Here is a 17,681-nt window from a genome sequence, read left to right as displayed (position 1 = left end):
ATTACACGCTCCTATTAACTGATTAGTAGATGAATAACTAAAGAATATTTACACTGAACACTCCGATGACAGAATAACCTTCCGATCGCTGTTTAAACCGTAATAATCCCTATGTCGTATTCGCTCAAACGTTCTGTCTGTTCAGCCTCCAATGGCTGATCGGTAACGATCGTATGGACTGCATTTAACCCGGATACCCGGGCAAAAGCACGGACACCAAATTTACTGGCATCTGCAAGTAAGATGACTTGATCGGATATGCCAACCATCTTCTGCTTCAGCCTTGCCTGGAGTTCATTGGATTCACTGATTCCGCCACCTTCGAGATGTACACCTTTGCACGACATGAACATTTTATCCACGTGATACGTTTCCAGAGAACGCTCCGCGAGCGGCCCAACAAAAGACAACGAGCGAGATGCCAACTGGCCCCCTGTTGAGATGACCTCAACCTTGTCACGGCTGCTGAGTTCAGTGGCGATTTGAATCGAGTTGGTTAAAACCGTCAGCGGGAAATCCGGCATGTTCGCTGCCATATAACCTGCCGTTGTGCTCGCATCCAACAGAATGCGATCACCCGGATTAATCATCGCCAGAGCGGCTTGTGCAATCCGCTTTTTCTCTTCCGCATGGGTTGTCTCCCTGATCCGGTAAGGGATCTCCGGTTGATCTTCCTTCACACTCACTGCACCACCGTGAGATCGGCGTAGTCGTCCTGCCTGTTCCAGCCGATCCAGGTCACGCCGGATGGTTTCCTCCGTCACCCGGCAGCGCTCACTAAGCTCGGATACACGCATACTGCCCTTTACATTCACCATCTCCACAATTCGGTCATACCGCTCGGCTGCCAGCATGTTACACCTCACTCCCCGCTTGTGAATTAGATGAAGCCGTCACACGCAGAAATCTGCCGTAAGCATCTTCCCAGATTGACCTGTCTTGCGGCTCATACGTAGTTACCGGAAATGAATCTCGAATGGCCTTACGGGCCTCCCAGATATCTTTAAAAGCTCCACTCGCCATCCATTGCACGGCCATATTCCCGATGGCACTTCCCTCTGCCGGACCTGCCCATACCGGCTTGCCAATGGAATTTGCAGTCCACTGACATAACAGGCGGTTCTGGATACCTCCTCCGACCATATGCAATCCGTTGAACGTCTGTCCCGATAATTGTTCCGTCCATTCCAGGACTCTCCTATACTTCAATGCCAGACTCTCCAGAATTGCCCGGGCAATAGCCCCCTGATTCTCTGGTATCACCTGCCCTGTATCACGGCAATACTGACGTATACGCGTCGTCATATCTCCTGCTGGCATAAACAGTTCATCATCCGGATCAAACAAACTGGCAAATGGAGGTGCCTGTTCAGCCTTTGCTAATAACGCATCATAGCTAATTCCCTGCCCTTGGCGGTCCCACTCCCGCATGCTTTCCTGCAAAATCCATAAGCCCATAATGTTCTTCAGCAGACGGAATGTTCCGCCCGCCCCGCCTTCATTCGTGAAGTTCAAAGCCAGACTCTCGGCACTAATCGCAGGATGATCTATCTCCGTCCCCATCAGGGACCAGGTTCCACAGCTCAGGTAAGCAAATGAACGTTCCGTTGCAGGAACAGCCACAACGGCTGAACCCGTATCATGCTCCGCTACTGCGATCACAGGTATAGGAGAAAGACCAAGGTCGTTACAGATGCTGCTGCGCAACTGTCCAACACGGGTGCCTGGCATCACCACTTCACCAAAGAGTTTCTCCGAAATGCGAATATGCTTCAGCAACTCACCGTCCCATTGACCCTCCGATGGATTATATATTTGTGTTGTCGTTGCATTGGTGAACTCATTCACGGCTTCTCCCGTCAGAAAATATCGAAGCAAATCCGGAATCATGAGAAACCGCTCTGCTTCATGAAGAAGCGGAGAACCGCTACGTTGAAGGGTTGCCAACTGATACAGGGTATTAAAGCTAAGAAACTGAATCCCTGTACGTTCGAAGATTCGCTGGGAGCTCAGTTCTTGGCGTACCTGATCCATGATGCCGTTAAACTGTGTATCACGGTAATGATACGGGTTACCCAGAAGCTCACCATTACTGCCAAGCAGACCAAAATCAACGCCCCAGGAATCGATCCCCAGACTCTCTGGCTTTTCTCCTTGCTGTTTCACAAAGGTAAGCCCTTGCAACAATTCATGATGTAATCGCAGAATATCCCAGTGCATCCGCTCGCCAACCTTCACCGGTTCATTCTTGAACCGATGAATTTCGCTCGTTTCGATCCCACGATCATTCAGATGTCCTAGTAGCGCTCTCCCGCTCCCAGCGCCCAAATCATAAGCCAGCACACTCACCGCGCTTCACCAACCTTTCGAACCAATCCTATTTTCCAAACGGTATCACTTGATTCAGTCCGTGACCCTGTACTTTATTCTGTATTTATTGTTTGTTTTCTTTTGTTTAATACTGTTTTACTTTATTTTACGAGTATATCACCAATGTAAGCGTTTGAATACCCTTCGGTTTTTCTTTCTTTTGGGTATACCAAAAACGACTCTCTCCCACTTGGGAGGAGCCGCAGTTCTTTTTTTACGTATAAAATTGACCTTTGTTTACTCCCGACTGGGGCTGTACATCTCTCTCAAAATGCTTAAACCTCGTACCCTGATACGTCAGCATCCCCCGATCATTTTCCACCAGCATGCCATAATGGTTTCCGCCAACGATCAGTTCAATGCGCTCCCCATTGTCGAATTCAAATGTAACATAATACCGGGTAGTCGCACTGCTATCCCCGCTGCCACCTGATACTTCTGTTCGTTTCGCCACCACCGTTGAATGCAGGGTTAACAATGCCGCTGCGTTATTCGATGACCACGTGCGTACCCCTGAGATGATGGCATATACAATCACACCCGCAACAATAAGAAATACGGCACCAATAAAAATGGAAACAAACGCACCCATGGCACCAAACTCATTCAATCCCGAAAAAAAACCACCCTGATTGCCTTCAAAACCCGGTACTCCACTCATGTCGTCAAACACACCAAAGCCGTCCACGCTTAATTGGCCCATCGATGAGGACACGCTCGTTAACGCCATTCATCATCGTTCCTTTCCCCTTGCAAAAATAAGATGCACCGCCCCCCACGCAAGGAAGGCGGTGCATGCAGACAACCCGTTCTGCCTTGTCCGTATACTATATGAACCAGATCAGGAATACAGACGTTCAAGTTCGTCGACCAGACTACCGACATAAGCAACCGCAGAACGAATTGGCTCAGGTCCGGACATATCCACACCCGCAAGCTTCATTAACTCCTGTGGAGTGAGACTTCCACCAGCTTTGAGTGCATCAAGCCAGCGATCTACCGCAGGCTGTCCTTCTTCCCGAATCTTCTGTGCTGCCGCGGTGGAAGCCGTCAAACCTGCCGCATAGGTATATGGATATAGTCCCATATAATAATGAGGTTGTCTCATCCACGTGAGTTTGGCCCCTTCATCAATTACCAGATCAGGTCCCCAGAATTCGGAAAGGATGTCTCCTTTGAGCTGACTTAACGTCTTCGCCGTAATGGGCTCATCTTTGGTTGCGCGTGCATACACCCTGCGCTGTAATTCACCTTCCAGTAGATGCGTAACGAAGTTATGGTAATACGTATTCAACAGTTGCAAAATGACCCAACGACGCATTCTCGGATTATCGGAACGCTTCAATAGATGATCTGCCAGCAGCATTTCATTCATGGTCGATGGTGCCTCAATGAAATAAAGTGATGGTCTTGTATTTGTGAGCCGTTGGTAACGTCCCGCAAGCATGAAGTGGCCTGCATGTCCCACTTCATGGGCAAGTGTAAATGCTCCGCGCATATTGTTCGCCCATGAGATCAAGATATAGGAGTGTGAACCATATATAGAGGAACAAAATGCCCCTGTGGATTTGCCTGCATTATCTGCGTAATCCACCCAGCGTTCACTGAATGCGCGCTCTACGATCTCGCCATACTCTGGCCCAAGCACATCAAGTGCTTCTCGGATGAGTGTGCACGCCTCATCATATGTAATGGCGGGACTAAATTCTGGATCAAGCGGAGCCTTCAGATCACAGAACATCAGCTTGTCCAGACCCAGCTCACGTTTCTTGAGAGCCGCCAGTCTGCGCATATGAGGTGCGAGTTCCTGCTGGATAATATCCAGAATATTATTGTACATCTCTTTGCTCACTTGTTGTGGGCTGAGAAGCATATCTGTAACATCGTCGTAACCACGCAGCCTGGATAAAACAACCTGTTTCTTCACTTCGGTTGCATAACCTTCTGCAAACGTATTTTTGTAATCATTTAATGTCGAGCTGAACGCAGCATAAGCAGAACGGCGCAGCTTGGTATCAGATGACATCTCATAATTATTTTCATAGAATGACCAGGACAGTGGCCGATTATTGTCTTCTCCATCGAGAGCATCGTCAAACGTCATGTCTGCCAGTTTACCGCGCAGATAGATACGGTATGGCGAATCCAGTACCTCTCCTAGTGAAGCGAGTACCTTCTCGGTCTCTGGGGTAAGCCGATGTGCTTTTTCTCGAATCAAACGCTCCAAACTCCGCGCATACGGCTCCAATCCCGGAAGTTCTGCAAGGTAACGTTCAACGGTTCCCTCCGGCAGATCAACGATCTCCGAATTAACAAAAGACAAGGATGACGACAGATTTGATAGGATATCTCCTGCCTTGGCTGAATTCTCAATATTGACCGGATTGGTGCTGTCCTCTGACTGCTTCAGTCGAGCATAAGAAGCCGTCTTGCCGATACGCTCCTGCAAAGCTTCACGCGCATCCAGACAAGCCAGCAATTGTTCAGCGCCTTCGCCAAGACGTCCTTTGAACGTTTCGATCTGGGCAGCAGCCAGTGGAAGTGATCGAAGCTCCTGCTCCCACTCTACATCGGTTACAAACAAGTCTTTCAGATCCCAAGTAGTTTCCGGATTTACCTCAGCACGTGTACGTATTTTTTCCATCTTTAGTTGTCATCCTCCTTGCATTTCCAATATCTCTCATCGTATCATAATCGGTTTATGTATACATGACATTTGCAAATAATGAGACTTTTGGTTCAGGAGAGTATAGATTGGACTAAAGAATATTCACACTTACCACTCCGATGACAGAACAACCTTCCGATCGCTGTTATCCCCTAATTTTTTGATTCAATTTTATAAAGGTGAAAATCCGGTGATAAAGGCGAACGCTCCGCTTCTTCAGGTTCTTTCTGTCCTCTACGTTCTCGTGTGAATGTTTAGTTCAATCTATATAAAAGGTTCATCCCGAAAAAAGGCGAAGGGCATGCTTACAATGTAGCTTTCTTCCGGAAAGCTTTTAGCTCCGCTTCTTAAGTCTATTTCTGCCCGCTGCGTTTGGAGTAAACTATTGATCATGTGACCAAATTTGAAAGTAACTAAAAAACCGCTGGTTATGGAAGTATCCATTTTCCGGCGGTTCATTGTAAATCTTACTATTTAGCTTTCTTTCCAGATTACATTTTCACCGTAATTTTTACCCCAGTTATACATTGCGTGCAGCACAGGCATCAGGCTCTGGCCGTGATCTGTCAACGTATATTCCACCCGAGGAGGTACCTCTGCATACACCTTGCGCTCAATCAACTTGTCTTCCTCCAGCTCACGAAGCTGGTTGGTCAGCATCTTCTGGGTAATATGAGGGATTAGGCGTTTCAGCTCACTGAAACGTTTGGTGCCTTCCAGACCCAAATGCCACAAAATAATCAGTTTCCATTTGCCACCAATCACCGCAAGGGTCAATTCCTTCTCACAGTTGATTTCTTTCAGGTTAATCCGTTCCTTGACTTCGGCTGCCATGGCTCCGAGCCCCCTCATCTTCAATCTTATATCGCGTATATTACACATATCACGGGGACACTTCACACGAGGGAAGCTTTCCGCTCCATGCATGATGTAATAAGTACATTCATTCGATACAGCTATCTATTAATTCTACTACAGCCTGGTCGGGATGCAAAGATTAACTGTAAATCACGGATAAAACCTATACAGATGAATGATTATGTATCGCAGAAAAGACCAGAACCCTTCATGATCAAAGGATTCCGGTCTTTCATCTATTCACTATTCCAGGTTCGCGTGGCGGCCAAACATATCCGCTCCGGTCATACCCTTCATTTCCATCATCGTAAGGATGAGAGCATCCATGCCGATTAACAGTCCCTGTTCAAACAGCGAGCCCATTGGCTGGATGGTTACTTCCGCTCCGGAAGTCGCTGTGTCCTCTTTGGCTGAAGCCGGAAGGCGTACTACCGTAGTTGCCAATTGACCGATCGTGGACTCTGGCTTAATCGTAATCAGGCCGACAGGTGCTCCTGCTTGACTAGCCTTCTTAGCCATAGCTGCGAGACTGCCTGTCTCTCCTGAGCCAGAGCACAGCAAGAGGAAATCCTTCGAGCTGATCCCGGGTGTAACGGTCTCGCCCACCACATATACACGAAGCCCCATCTGCATCAGTCTCATGGCAAAAGCCTTTCCCATAAGTCCTGACCGGCCTGCTCCTGCTACAAAAATCTGTTCCGCAGCCAGAATGTGTTCAGCCATCGCTTGCATTTCAGCATCATCGATCTGGCTTAACGTACGTTCCAGCTCCTTCAAGATGTCCGCTGCGTATTGTGTTTTGCTCATCTGCTTACCCTTGTTTAACAAGACGTTGCATTTCAGCTGCAACTGCGGCTTTGTCAGCTTGTCCTGTGATACCGCCACCTACAATAACCAGATCCGGTTGTGCTTTGATTACTTCTGGCAATGTTTCCAGCTTGATTCCACCAGCGACAGCCGTTTTAGCGTTTTTCACAGCAGCTTTGATTGTTTGCAGATCTTCGAACGGGCTTTGTCCTTCAGCTTGCAAGTCATAACCTGTGTGTACACAGATGTAATCTACGCCAAGCGCATCAATTTCACGAGCACGTTGTTCAAGGTTAGGCACGTTAATCATGTCTACAAGAACTTGTTTGTTTTGTTTCTTCGCTTCTGCTACTGCACCTTTGATCGTGCTATCGTTGGTTGCCCCAAGCACAGTGATCAGATCCGCACCAGCCTCAGCAGCTTTCATGATTTCATAACCGCCTGCGTCCATGATTTTAAGGTCTGCAAGAACTTGCAGATTAGGGAATGCTTCTTTCATCGCTTTTACCGCGTGCAAACCTTCATTAATAACGATTGGTGTACCAATCTCAACGATATCAATATATTGTTCAACCTCTTTAACCAGTGCGATACCTTCAGGGATGTTTACCAAATCGAGTGCCAATTGCAATTTCATCATTTATTTCTCCTTTGTTGTTCAAATATGGGCCGTTCCTGTAAAAATAATAATTAGATATTTAGCCTGCACCAATTTGTCTGTAGAGATGCATGCAGTGTTTGTTTTGGCTACTCACTCATTGTAGACCCTGACTATCCATTCAGGAAGTACGCACTTTGAAGTGGGGTAGTTACTTGGGCGATACTATTGATAATTTTTCGTTGTTAGGTGAATCAAATGTAGAATTAATCCTCTATTCCAATCCACCCGCTTACAGCAGAGCAACAGCCTAATCATCCAATAAGATATTCAATAGAAAAGACCCCGCCACATGGCAGAGTCTTTATCTTTATGATCGTTATCATTTTCAATCCAGCCAGGGCTGGTTTAGAAATTTATCATTTTACAGATATACTGGTTTCACGCATACCGGCTTGGATACACCTGTGCTGTGACCTGTGTATTTCAGACGGCCGCTCTCCTGATCCACCGTGAATGTCACGAGGTTGTTCGTATCGCGGTTAGCAGCGATCAGCAATTTGCCGTTAGGTGTCAGAGCAAAATGACGCGGATGCTCACCTTCAGCAGATACATGTTCAACCAGTGTCAGGTGACCTTTGTCTGCATCCACTGCAAATACAACGATGCTGTCATGTCCACGGTTAGAACCATATACATAACGTCCATCATTGGAAACAGTGATTTCTGCTGTTGTATTCTCTTTGCCATCATATCCATCAGGCAGTGTGGATACTGTAGACAATTCAGTCAACGTACCCGCTGCTGCATCATATTGGAACGAAGTAATGGAAGAATCCACTTCATTGATGACATAAGCGAATTGACCATTCGGGTGGAACGCCAAGTGACGTGGGCCAGCTCCCGGATGCGTTTTGGTTTCACTGTGCAGCACAAGTTCATTTTTGTCTGCATCAATGGAATAGATCGCAATGTTATCCGCGCCCAGATCCTGTACCATCATGTATTTACCATCCGGGCTGAAGAATGCGGAGTGCACATGTGGCTTGTCCTGACGCTCAGGATGCGCACCTTGTCCTTCATGTTTCTTCTCGTCCAGAAGCGCTCCAACTTCACCGTTATCCGTCAAGGCTTGCAGACCTACCAGACCACCGTGGTAGCTGGAGAGAATCAAGTATTTGCCGGAAGGGTCACGCTGGATGTGACATGGCGGAGCTGAAATGGAGTTATTCCGGTTCAGCAACGTTAATTTTCCTGTAGAAGGATCAATGCTCAGAGCTACCGCTTCAGACATTTTGTTGCCTTCAGCTGACGCTGTTTCACCAATCGCATACAGTTTGTTACCCTCAGCATCCACGTTGACAAACGTTGGGTTTTTCACGCCCGCGATGCCGTCAAGCTTGGACAAGCTGCCTGTATCCTCATTCAATTCATATGCATAAATGCCCTCATTTTCCGCTTCAGCGTATGAGCCAGCAAGTACGAGCAAGCGTTTTGATTCACTCATTACAGTTTCCTCCTCTATGTGTATGTAATCTTGTTGCACCTCTTCTATAATAAATCTGCCATATCAAAATAGCAATCCGCTGTCGTTGCCCAGCAGGGAAATCCTTAGTTAAACAAGGCGATTACTACACATCATCATACTGATATCCATTCATATGAGATGCATCTTCTGCTATGATAAGATCAGTTTTTCATCCAGAAGGGACTGAATTGCATTGCTTCACTCATTTTTACTCACGTTATACCATGTGTTCCTGCCGATCTCACTTCCCGTGATTGGAGGTATTCTGTTAAAACGCTTCAAAAATTGGGATACCCGGTCGCTCTCGACCTTTTCCCTTTATATTTTGAGCCCTGCGCTCATCTTCAATACATTGCTGCATGCCGAGATTACCTGGACGGACGTCACCAGCACGTTCTGGTTCTCTATTATTAATCTGATTGCCTTGTGGGCACTCGCCGAGCTGTTAAGCCGGATTTTCCGTCTGGGTGCAAGCGAAAAAGCGGGTCTCACCCTCGTCTCCACGTTTACGAACTGCGTGAATTACGGGCTCCCGCTTGTACTGCTTGCCTTTGGTCAGCTTGGACTGGACAAGGCTTCTGTCTACGTTATTGGACAGATGATTATTGTTAATACGGTAGGTATCTTTTTTGCCGCGAGATCCGAATTCACGGTGAAAGATGCGATCCTGTCCGTTTTCCGCATGCCATCCATTTATGCTGCTGGCATCGCCATTTCGCTGCGTGCGTCCAATCTGAGCCTGCCTGAAGCGCTGGATGGAGGAATCTCCATGCTGGCAGCGGGCTACTCTCCTGTCGTTCTCGCCATTCTGGGAGCACAGATGCTCAGACCAAAAGGTGCAACGGTGCCTTGGTTGCCCAATGTACGCCGAGCTTTCTGGACCGGGCTTGTGGTCCGTCTCGCAGCTGCGCCAATCCTGTCCTGGCTGATACTGACCGCGCTTCAGGTCGAAGGCACGTTGTTCAGTGTGCTGCTGATCCTCGCATCGATGCCGACAGCAGTGAACGCCGTTATTTTGGCTGAACAGTTCAATGCTTCTCCGCAGTTTGTATCCCGCTGCATTCTGTGGACCACCGCTGCATCCATGTTGATGCTGCCCATTATGATTGTGATGGCTTCCTGATTAATACCGGAGGTGATACCGAAGCGATATCCGCTTGTCGGCGTTTCTCCAGCCGGCCTTCATAACGCCGGTTGAGCGCTCTGACGTAGAAGAATTTCACGACAAAGTACGAAATCACACCCATAATGACACCAAACACGGACATGCCTGCCAGAATATCCAGTCCACCAAGCAACAATTCACTCACGGCCGACCAGTTCCCCCGAAACAGCTCCATGAATGCACTCTCATGTACCGGTCCCTGTCCCATGCTGTGAGCAGGCAATATCCATGAGCCAATTTGTTTCGCGAGCGGCATCAGGATAATAGGTAAAAACGTAAGTTTCCCGATCACATTACCAACAATCGCTGCTGGCACCGAACCCCCAGACAATCGCACAATTGGATAAAATACGAGATATATTAGGGAAGCGGTCGAGATCACGATCAGTTCCAGTCCGAACCCTATGGCAAATCCGGTAGATACTTTATGGGCACCTCCGGGAGCACGTAACAATTTGAGAAAATTCAGCTTCATAGCACGTGTTAAACGTACCCAGCGGTTAGTCTTGCGCTTCTGTGTGTTCATACCGAATTACTCCTTATTTTACACAAATGACAACTTGAATCGTCTATTCTTCAGTATATCACACCGCGTTAGCTCCTGTAGTAACAATGACCGGTTGTGTCTCCATCTGGACATTACCTGCCACCGCTCGGGAGATCATACAGGATGATTCAGCCTTATGCGCCAGGCGCTCAGCCTTGGTCAGATCCGCCTCTGAAGCATCTTGGCTGAGTACAATCCGGGGTCTATGTACGATCCGTTCGTACGTAAATACGTTATTCGTAACATCTACCGTTGCTTCCGATTCAAGCGTCAATTCATCCGGCGTAATATCCGAACGCTCCAGCATCGCTGCCAGTGTGATCAGGTAACAGGTGGAGGCTGCACCCAGCAGCATCTCGTCCGGGTTAGTTCCCGTACCGGGTCCGCCCATCTCCTTCGGAATCGATATGACCGTTTTTAATCCACCTGCATCGATTGTTCCCTCACTGTTACGCCCACCATTCCATACCGCTTTCAGATGAAAAGGATGTTTCATGACATTCATTCCTTTCTTATTTACACACGTATACACGTAATATTCTGCTCAATCAACGCGCTAACTTGCTCTTCATCTACACCCTGATCTGTAATCACTTTTGCCACACTGCTCATCTCAGCGACTCTGGTAAATGCCTGTATATTAAATTTGCTGGAATCTGCAAGTAATATGACTTCATCCGCAATCTGGATCATTTTCTGCTTCACCAAGGCCTGTAATTCATTTGACTCACTGATGCCTTTGGTCAGATGCACCCCTTTGCAAGACAAAAACACTTTATCGACATGATACGCATCCAACGAACGTTCCGCGAGAGGTCCTACAAAAGACAGTGACTTCGAAGCCAATTGCCCACCTGTGGCAATCACACGAATCTGCTCCTTGTTACTCAGCTCTGCGGCCACTTTTATCGAATTGGTTAATACGGTCAGTGGAATGTTCGGCAATCCTGCCGCCATATACCACGCGGTTGTACTTGCATCCAGAGCAATCCGGTCGCCGGGTTCCACCATTTTCACCGCTTCGCTTGCAATTCTGCGCTTCTCTTCTGCATGGGCTACAGCACGTTCCGGATACGGAATCTCCGACTGTAACTCTTCCTTGTATTTTACGCTGACCGCCCCGCCATGGGACCTTCTGAGCCTGCCCGCCTGTTCGAGCTTGTCCAGATCACGACGTATCGTCTCTTCCGTCACCCCGCAGCGCTCACTAAGTTCGGTCACACGCATACTGCCTTGCGTATCCACCCATTCCACTATTTTCTCATACCGTTCAGCTACGAGCATATTCCTTCACTCCAAACCGTTGATTATCCAGTTGATCCTGTTCATCCATCATACCACAGAGCGATGACAAGAAGAATCTGGACCATGTGCAAAAAGAGGGAGCTTTCGCCCCCTCCATTCCAGTTCTGAAGTGTATATTATTTATCTTCTGCCATAGGGAACCAGCCCGGCGTGTGGATGATTGCATTCCACAATCCGTCAGGGATAACCAGACGTTCCTGATCCGATTTGGTCAGAATCGTTTCAATATCTTCTTCCCGTCCGCTCTCGATTTTCTCAACCCAATCCGGTTCAATAATCAGCTCACGTCCAATGGCAAGTAGTGGTACTCCCGTTTGGAGCGCCTCAGCGGCCTCATCAGCTGTATGAATTGAACCTACGCCAATCACAGGCAATTTACCGTTCACACGATCCAAGATGAATTCCATTCTTGAACGTGTATCTGCTTCGCCACGTCTTGGCTTGGACCAGAATTCGTTCAAGGAAACGTGCAGGTAATCCAGTTTTTTATCTTTAAGCGCATCCACCAGTGCATACGTATCTTCCATCGTGAGTCCCGGTGTTTCCGGCTCTTCCGGGGAGAAACGGTAACCAATGATGAACGGCAGTTTCGTATGTTCGGCAACCACTTTCTGAATCTCATCCACTACAGCAAGTGGGAATGTCAGACGTTTCTCTACACTTCCGCCCCAACGATCTTCACGTCGGTTGGAATGAGGGGAGAAGAATTGCTGGATCAGATAACCGTTAGCACCGTGAATCTCAACACCATCAAAACCAGCTTCAATTGCACGACGTGTCGCTTCACCAAAGTCTTTGATAATGGAAGTAATCTCGGCATCCGTCAATTCTCTTGGTTCAGGAGATCCCGGACGCTCACTTGCAACCGCACTAGGAGCAACTACTTGACCCGCAGGTACAGCTTGTTCAGGAGTCAAACGGCCCGCATGGAAAATTTGCAATACAGCTACGGAGCCTTGTTGTTTCATGGTGTCAGCCAGTTTCTTCAGACCAGGAATGAAGCGGTCATCATAGACGCCAAACTGAGCCGGAAAACCAATGCCATGCTCTGTTACATGCCCTACAGCCGTAATCGACATGCCAGCACCACCGGTGCGACGTGCATAATAAGCAAGTTCAGCGTCGGATATCGTACCATCCGCATTCGAGGACATATGAGTCATGGGAGCGAGCACGATACGGTTTTTCAGTGTAATACCAGTCGGTAGTGAAACTTGTTCAAACATCTGGTTAAACTTTGGATTCATTCGTGGTTCCCTCCTGATTATAAATATCTCTTTTAATAGATATATGAATATATGCGTTCACTTACTGTAATGATTATAGTTACGTTTCACTGCAATTGCAACTTTTCATTTTCAGAAAGGAAAAAAGAGCAGAGTGTCTCCAGACTCTCAGCCCCTTAATCTTCTTCATTCTATCCAAAGTCCTTCACATCATCCAAAGGATATTCAGAAACTCCGAACGTAGGCCAGCTTCTGATCCATCTCTTCTACGCATTCGTAACAATCGTGTTCATCGTTGGCAACCATTGGGGTGACTGGATACAAATTCATCTCTGTACTGTTATACGATTTTAATAGCGGTAACAACTGAGTCACCCGTGTATTAGCCGGATCAAGCCAGGTGTTGATCTCTTCTTCAGAGAGGATCGCTGGCATTTTACTGCCAAACTCGCGTGTAACCATGTTTGCGCCTGTCATAAGCATCGTGCAGGTACGAAGCGGCTCTTTCCGTGTATCTCTCCACACCTCGTATAACCCAGCAATACCGAAGAGACCGCGATCCGGCATGACAACACGAACCGCGTAACTTTTCTTGCCCTCTTGCCGCCAGTAATATAATCCATTGCAGGGAATGACGCAGCGCTTGGTCTCTACCAGTTTGTAATAGGAAGGATTCTCATGCACCGTCATAAGATTTGCGTTAACAGCATCACGACCCCAGAATGGAATGAACCCCCACCGAAACTCATCCAATACACGCTCACCATCCTGATGCAAAATAATCGGCGTATGCTGGGTTGGGCTGATATTGTATCGGTTTTTGTAATAATACATCACTCGCTGAATCTTGAAATGATCTCTGACTTCGTCCAAATCGGCTGCCAATGAAAAACGGTTACACATGCTCAAGCACTACCTTTCCCTGTGAGAAGTTGAACGTATTGTTTGTAATTTCAGGGAAATTATGCATGAACATTGAACAGAAAATGACTTATTTTGACACCATTATGGTCGGATCAAGAGTTATTTCATGTTTTTCACGACAAAAACAACGACCTCGGACTCATTTCAACTCAACTATTACTTGTTACTATAATAGAGAATAAAATACATTTATTGGAGGTTTTAAGTATGAAAAGGAAGTTTTTGATGAGCATCATGTTGTTCTCAGCGATTGCGATGTTTGGCAGTACCATCTATGCGGCAACCTTTCTAACCTACGGTTATCCCAGCACCACCATCCCCATTCGTACGTATAATTACGCCTCCGCATGGCAGACTCCCATGGACGCTTCCCTTACCAACTGGAACAATGCAGGTGCCAAAGTTAAATTCACCAAAACAAGTAACTCTCCAAACACCATCACCGCAGGAAACTTCAATAATACAGCATATGGTGTCAACTACGCCTCCGTATCCGGCAGTCAAGTCGTAAGCTTCCGCATCGAACTCAATGCATCCACAATTACCCCTGACGCAACCAACTTATCCAACTTCATTCAAAGCGTATTTGTCCACGAACTCGGACACTCCATCTGGCTCGGTGACAACCCGACAACAAACAGTCCTTCCATTATGTCTTACTCCCGCAACCGCAATTCCATGACCCAACCTCAAACCTTTGATATCAATAACGTAAGATCCAAGTACTAATCTGCTACGAACTTATCCCAAAAATCCAAGGAGGATTCCTATCCATGAACAAAAATCGAGTATTAACGCTGCTTCTCTCTTCCATTTTCATTTTATCTGCTGTTGGATGTTCTTCTGTTACACCTACCGCGTCCCCATCCGATGCACCCATGACCATTATTGCTTCTGAAGATTACCCGAGTTATGCCAGCATTGGCGACCTGTCCGAGAGAGCAAATACAATTGTGAAAGGCAGTGTTGTTGAGACTCGTGTGGAAGCTTTAAACGATATCGTACAAGTTACTGATGCTGCAAATGAAAACGAGTTAACCCCCGCGTCCGACTCGGGCGGAGAGCCATCTTCATTTGAGAAAATCTATACGATCCACACGATTCAAGTCGCTGAATCCTATAAAGGCGGTTACACTGCCGGGGAAAAACTTGAAGTGAAGCAACTTGGCGGACAACTTGGCAACACCGAGATTATTAATGATGACAACCTCAAGCTGATTCCTACCAAAGACTATGTACTCTTCCTGGAAACGTATGATGACACCCCTGCCAGCCTGCTCAACTCCGTTCAAAGTCTCTACGTGATCAAACCTGCCGCCAACTCGAATCAGCCAGGTCAGCAACAATCACAGTCAGAAGTCATTGTGAGTGCAAACCCCGAGAATGACCTTACACTCCAGCTGGAGGATCTGCAAGAAATTCAAAACGAACAAAAGAGCGAATAAACTCTTATGCGGTAATCACACTGTTACTTCATCTGCCTACAGGCAGCTAATCCCCTTCTACTGTTCAGTCCTACATAGAAATATGAAAACCGTGCTGCTCAGCAAACTGGGAAGCACGGTTTTTTTGAAGTTCCTTACTTAGACGGTGTATTAAGTCCAATAATCCATTCAGCCAGATCCTGTGTCTGTTTCAACAAGGCGATAGGGTCACGGAACCAGGATTGTTCTTCCGTCCATATGTACACTTTTCCATTTTTGATAGCAGGTAATGAACCCCAGATCGGATCTGCCTGAAGGTCTTTCAACTGAGACTTGCTGGTCAGCACAATGTAATCTCCGGCATATTTGGAGAGCAGTTCTATAGAGAATTCATGATAAGCGCCCTGCATCAACTCGGATGGAATGTTCTTTGGTGCTTGCAATCCAAGCAATTCATAGATGTTACGCCCTCCCCGACCCGACTGATTGCCAAAAATGAAGACTTGGCGATCATATTCCTGCATAACGGAGAATGTAGCGTCAGCTGGAACAACACTCTGCACCTCCTGCTTGATTTTGGCAATCTCCTCATCAAAATCAGCCAGCCACTTCTCTGCTTCCGCTTCTTTGCCAAGGACTTTACCGAAATAGTTTACTTCGTCCTTCAGTGTCGGGAAAGTGATGGATGCGATCGAAACGGTCGGAGCAATCTTGCTATATTTCTCATAAGCCGCCTTGTCCGGATTCAATGTAATAATAAGATCAGGTTCCAGCTCCATCAATTGTTCAACGGAATCCCCTATGGTCTCAAGACCATCCATGTGACCTTCCAGATAAGGACTGTTCATTAGAAATTGGCCTCCACCAATCGGTTTGACACCAAGAGCAAGCACCGTTCCCAGATAATCTATGGCAGCGACTCGCTCCGGATGTGCAGGAATTTCTACCTCACCAAAGGTCGTATTTACCATTTGTGTTTCCACTACTGCCAGTTGTTCGGGTTCAGCCGCAACTTCGGATGTTTCTGCCCCCTGCTGGGCTGTTCCACAAGCACTCAATGTGAGTACAAGCGCAAGCGACATGATCGCTGATTTAAAATGGTTAAACATGTTGATTTCCTCATCTCCCTTATATTGATAATGATTATCATCATCAATTAAAGGATAACGTTCATCCCCTCCTGTTACAATGGATTCATTTGTTGCATTTAATGTACTTTTTGAAACTGATTTCGAGTTTTCCTGCTGTTTCGTCCGATATTGCCCGGGTGTGATACCGGTCTCTTTTTTGAATATACGATTGAAATAAAACGGGTCCATATAACCCACATACGCAGCAATCTCCTGTAATGAAGCTTCTGTGGACGCAAGCAGACTCCTTGCCTCAGCCATTCGTAACCGAATCACATATTCTGTCGGTGTACATCCCGTCTGTTCCTTGAATTTGCGTGATAAATATTGCGGACTGTAACTCAAGGACTGGGCAAGCAAATCAAGTGAGATCGATTCCCGGTAATGAGCTTTGATATATCGCAAAACCTGATCGGTAAGCGAAGGCTGTTGAACTTCGTTAAACATGCGACTCCGCTGTAACAAGACAAGCTGTACCAGTTGAAAGAAATACACTTTGACCTGAATTTTGCTCACTCGCTCCTGCCCTGACCAGCATTCATGTATATTCCGCACAAGCTCACGTAGCTCAAGTGTTTGATCCGGCACTGTCGCCCAGGACTCTTCAAACGGATTACGCTGGTTCAACATCATTCGGTACTCCACAAGCACGTTGGAGGGCAAGGTTGATTTGTACAAAATCAGATGTACCTCCATAACCCCTGTCGCTTCAAGTGTCAGACGTCTTCCTTTTCCCGCATGCAGCAGCAAGAACTGGCCTGTAGTCCATACCTCCTCGTCCAGCCCGACCTGCCCCCTGCCTTGAACATACACAAATGCACTGGTCGGTAACACATAATTGCGTATGAACTCGTGTGTTGCGAGTGATATAAGACGCACATCAAGCACGCGAACCTGTACCTGATCCCACAGCTTGATGTCATTCTGAATTCCCATATAAACTCCCTCTCCTAAGCAATCAAACATGCACAATACCTTGGCATTGTGACTAAAAACCGGCCTATAATTGATAATTATTATCAATTATAACAATGATGGAACCATCTTAGAAGCCTACCTCCGTTTTTGTTAGATGCCGCAAAATAAAAAACGGTCGAACCCCCTCATAGAGAGATCTCAACCGTTCTAAAA

17 protein-coding genes are annotated in these 17,681 nt (G+C 47.0%); 3 read left to right on the top strand and 14 right to left on the bottom strand.

Annotation, left to right across the window (positions count from 1 at the left end; all coding sequences use genetic code 11):
• Nucleotides 1–92: 92 nt before the first annotated feature.
• From J2X75_RS04890 to J2X75_RS04855, 8 genes are all read right to left on the bottom strand, one after another.
• On the bottom strand, nt 93–854 hold the full coding sequence (locus tag J2X75_RS04890) for a DeoR/GlpR family DNA-binding transcription regulator (RefSeq protein ID WP_310334646.1): 762 nt from the start codon (nt 852–854) through the stop codon (nt 93–95).
• Between the two features lies 1 nt (nt 855).
• The gene (locus J2X75_RS04885; RefSeq protein ID WP_310334645.1) at nt 856–2,349 is read right to left on the bottom strand and encodes a rhamnulokinase; all 1,494 of its coding nucleotides are present in this window, start codon (nt 2,347–2,349) and stop codon (nt 856–858) included.
• 235 nt (nt 2,350–2,584) lie between these two features.
• Nucleotides 2,585–3,100, bottom strand: a complete 516-nt coding sequence (locus J2X75_RS04880) for a DUF2500 family protein (protein ID WP_310334644.1) — start codon at nt 3,098–3,100, stop codon at nt 2,585–2,587.
• A gap of 111 nt (nt 3,101–3,211) precedes the next feature.
• On the bottom strand, nt 3,212–5,014 hold the full coding sequence (gene pepF, locus J2X75_RS04875; protein WP_310334643.1) for an oligoendopeptidase F: 1,803 nt from the start codon (nt 5,012–5,014) through the stop codon (nt 3,212–3,214).
• A 498-nt stretch (nt 5,015–5,512) separates the two neighbouring features.
• Nucleotides 5,513–5,872 (bottom strand): winged helix-turn-helix transcriptional regulator, encoded by a 360-nt coding sequence (locus J2X75_RS04870; RefSeq protein ID WP_062833989.1) that lies wholly within the window; start codon nt 5,870–5,872, stop codon nt 5,513–5,515.
• A gap of 267 nt (nt 5,873–6,139) precedes the next feature.
• Nucleotides 6,140–6,703, bottom strand: coding sequence for a 6-phospho-3-hexuloisomerase (hxlB, locus tag J2X75_RS04865; protein WP_091016976.1), 564 nt, complete (start codon nt 6,701–6,703; stop codon nt 6,140–6,142).
• Nucleotides 6,704–6,707: 4 nt separating this feature from the next.
• Nucleotides 6,708–7,340, bottom strand: coding sequence for a 3-hexulose-6-phosphate synthase (gene hxlA / locus J2X75_RS04860; RefSeq protein WP_036670570.1), 633 nt, complete (start codon nt 7,338–7,340; stop codon nt 6,708–6,710).
• Between the two features lie 385 nt (nt 7,341–7,725).
• Nucleotides 7,726–8,808: a lactonase family protein gene (locus tag J2X75_RS04855; RefSeq protein WP_310334641.1), complete on the bottom strand. Its 1,083-nt coding sequence runs from the start codon at nt 8,806–8,808 to the stop codon at nt 7,726–7,728.
• A 214-nt stretch (nt 8,809–9,022) separates the two neighbouring features.
• On the opposite strand from J2X75_RS04855, the gene J2X75_RS04850 reads away from it, so the two are divergent.
• Nucleotides 9,023–9,952 carry an AEC family transporter gene (locus tag J2X75_RS04850; protein ID WP_310334640.1) on the top strand — a complete coding sequence of 310 codons (930 nt, stop codon included), beginning with the start codon at nt 9,023–9,025 and terminating at the stop codon, nt 9,950–9,952.
• Here the strand turns inward: J2X75_RS04850 and J2X75_RS04845 are convergent.
• The 5 genes from J2X75_RS04845 to J2X75_RS04825 all read right to left on the bottom strand — a co-directional run bounded on the left by J2X75_RS04845 (nt 9,930) and on the right by J2X75_RS04825 (nt 13,975).
• Nucleotides 9,930–10,520 carry a DUF2062 domain-containing protein gene (locus J2X75_RS04845; protein WP_310334639.1) on the bottom strand — a complete coding sequence of 197 codons (591 nt, stop codon included), beginning with the start codon at nt 10,518–10,520 and terminating at the stop codon, nt 9,930–9,932. The genes J2X75_RS04850 and J2X75_RS04845 overlap by 23 nt on opposite strands.
• 58 nt (nt 10,521–10,578) lie before the next feature.
• Nucleotides 10,579–11,037 (bottom strand): OsmC family protein, encoded by a 459-nt coding sequence (locus tag J2X75_RS04840; protein ID WP_150367565.1) that lies wholly within the window; start codon nt 11,035–11,037, stop codon nt 10,579–10,581.
• 20 nt (nt 11,038–11,057) lie between these two features.
• Nucleotides 11,058–11,825, bottom strand: coding sequence for a DeoR/GlpR family DNA-binding transcription regulator (locus J2X75_RS04835; protein ID WP_105598331.1), 768 nt, complete (start codon nt 11,823–11,825; stop codon nt 11,058–11,060).
• A gap of 137 nt (nt 11,826–11,962) precedes the next feature.
• On the bottom strand, nt 11,963–13,093 hold the full coding sequence (locus tag J2X75_RS04830) for an NADH-dependent flavin oxidoreductase (protein ID WP_310334636.1): 1,131 nt from the start codon (nt 13,091–13,093) through the stop codon (nt 11,963–11,965).
• 204 nt (nt 13,094–13,297) lie between these two features.
• Entirely contained in the window at nt 13,298–13,975 is a 678-nt protein-coding gene (locus J2X75_RS04825) for an SOS response-associated peptidase (protein ID WP_091016984.1), read from the bottom strand.
• A gap of 228 nt (nt 13,976–14,203) precedes the next feature.
• On the opposite strand from J2X75_RS04825, the gene J2X75_RS04820 reads away from it, so the two are divergent.
• Both J2X75_RS04820 and J2X75_RS04815 read left to right on the top strand, forming a co-directional pair.
• Nucleotides 14,204–14,725 (top strand): zinc metalloprotease, encoded by a 522-nt coding sequence (locus J2X75_RS04820; RefSeq protein ID WP_310334633.1) that lies wholly within the window; start codon nt 14,204–14,206, stop codon nt 14,723–14,725.
• 44 nt (nt 14,726–14,769) lie between these two features.
• Complete coding sequence (locus J2X75_RS04815; protein ID WP_310334632.1) at nt 14,770–15,441, top strand: hypothetical protein; 672 nt, start codon at nt 14,770–14,772, stop codon at nt 15,439–15,441.
• A 134-nt stretch (nt 15,442–15,575) separates the two neighbouring features.
• On the opposite strand, the gene J2X75_RS04810 is transcribed toward J2X75_RS04815, so the two are convergent.
• Complete coding sequence (locus J2X75_RS04810) at nt 15,576–17,486, bottom strand: AraC family transcriptional regulator (RefSeq protein ID WP_310334631.1); 1,911 nt, start codon at nt 17,484–17,486, stop codon at nt 15,576–15,578.
• Nucleotides 17,487–17,681 lie beyond the last annotated feature (195 nt).

Origin of the sequence: Paenibacillus sp. 2003 (assembly GCF_031455635.1) — a bacterium.
Taxonomy (GTDB): domain Bacteria; phylum Bacillota; class Bacilli; order Paenibacillales; family Paenibacillaceae; genus Paenibacillus; species Paenibacillus amylolyticus_B.
The sequence above is the reverse complement of the archived record's forward strand: the minus strand, read 5'-3'. Positions and strand labels throughout refer to the sequence as shown.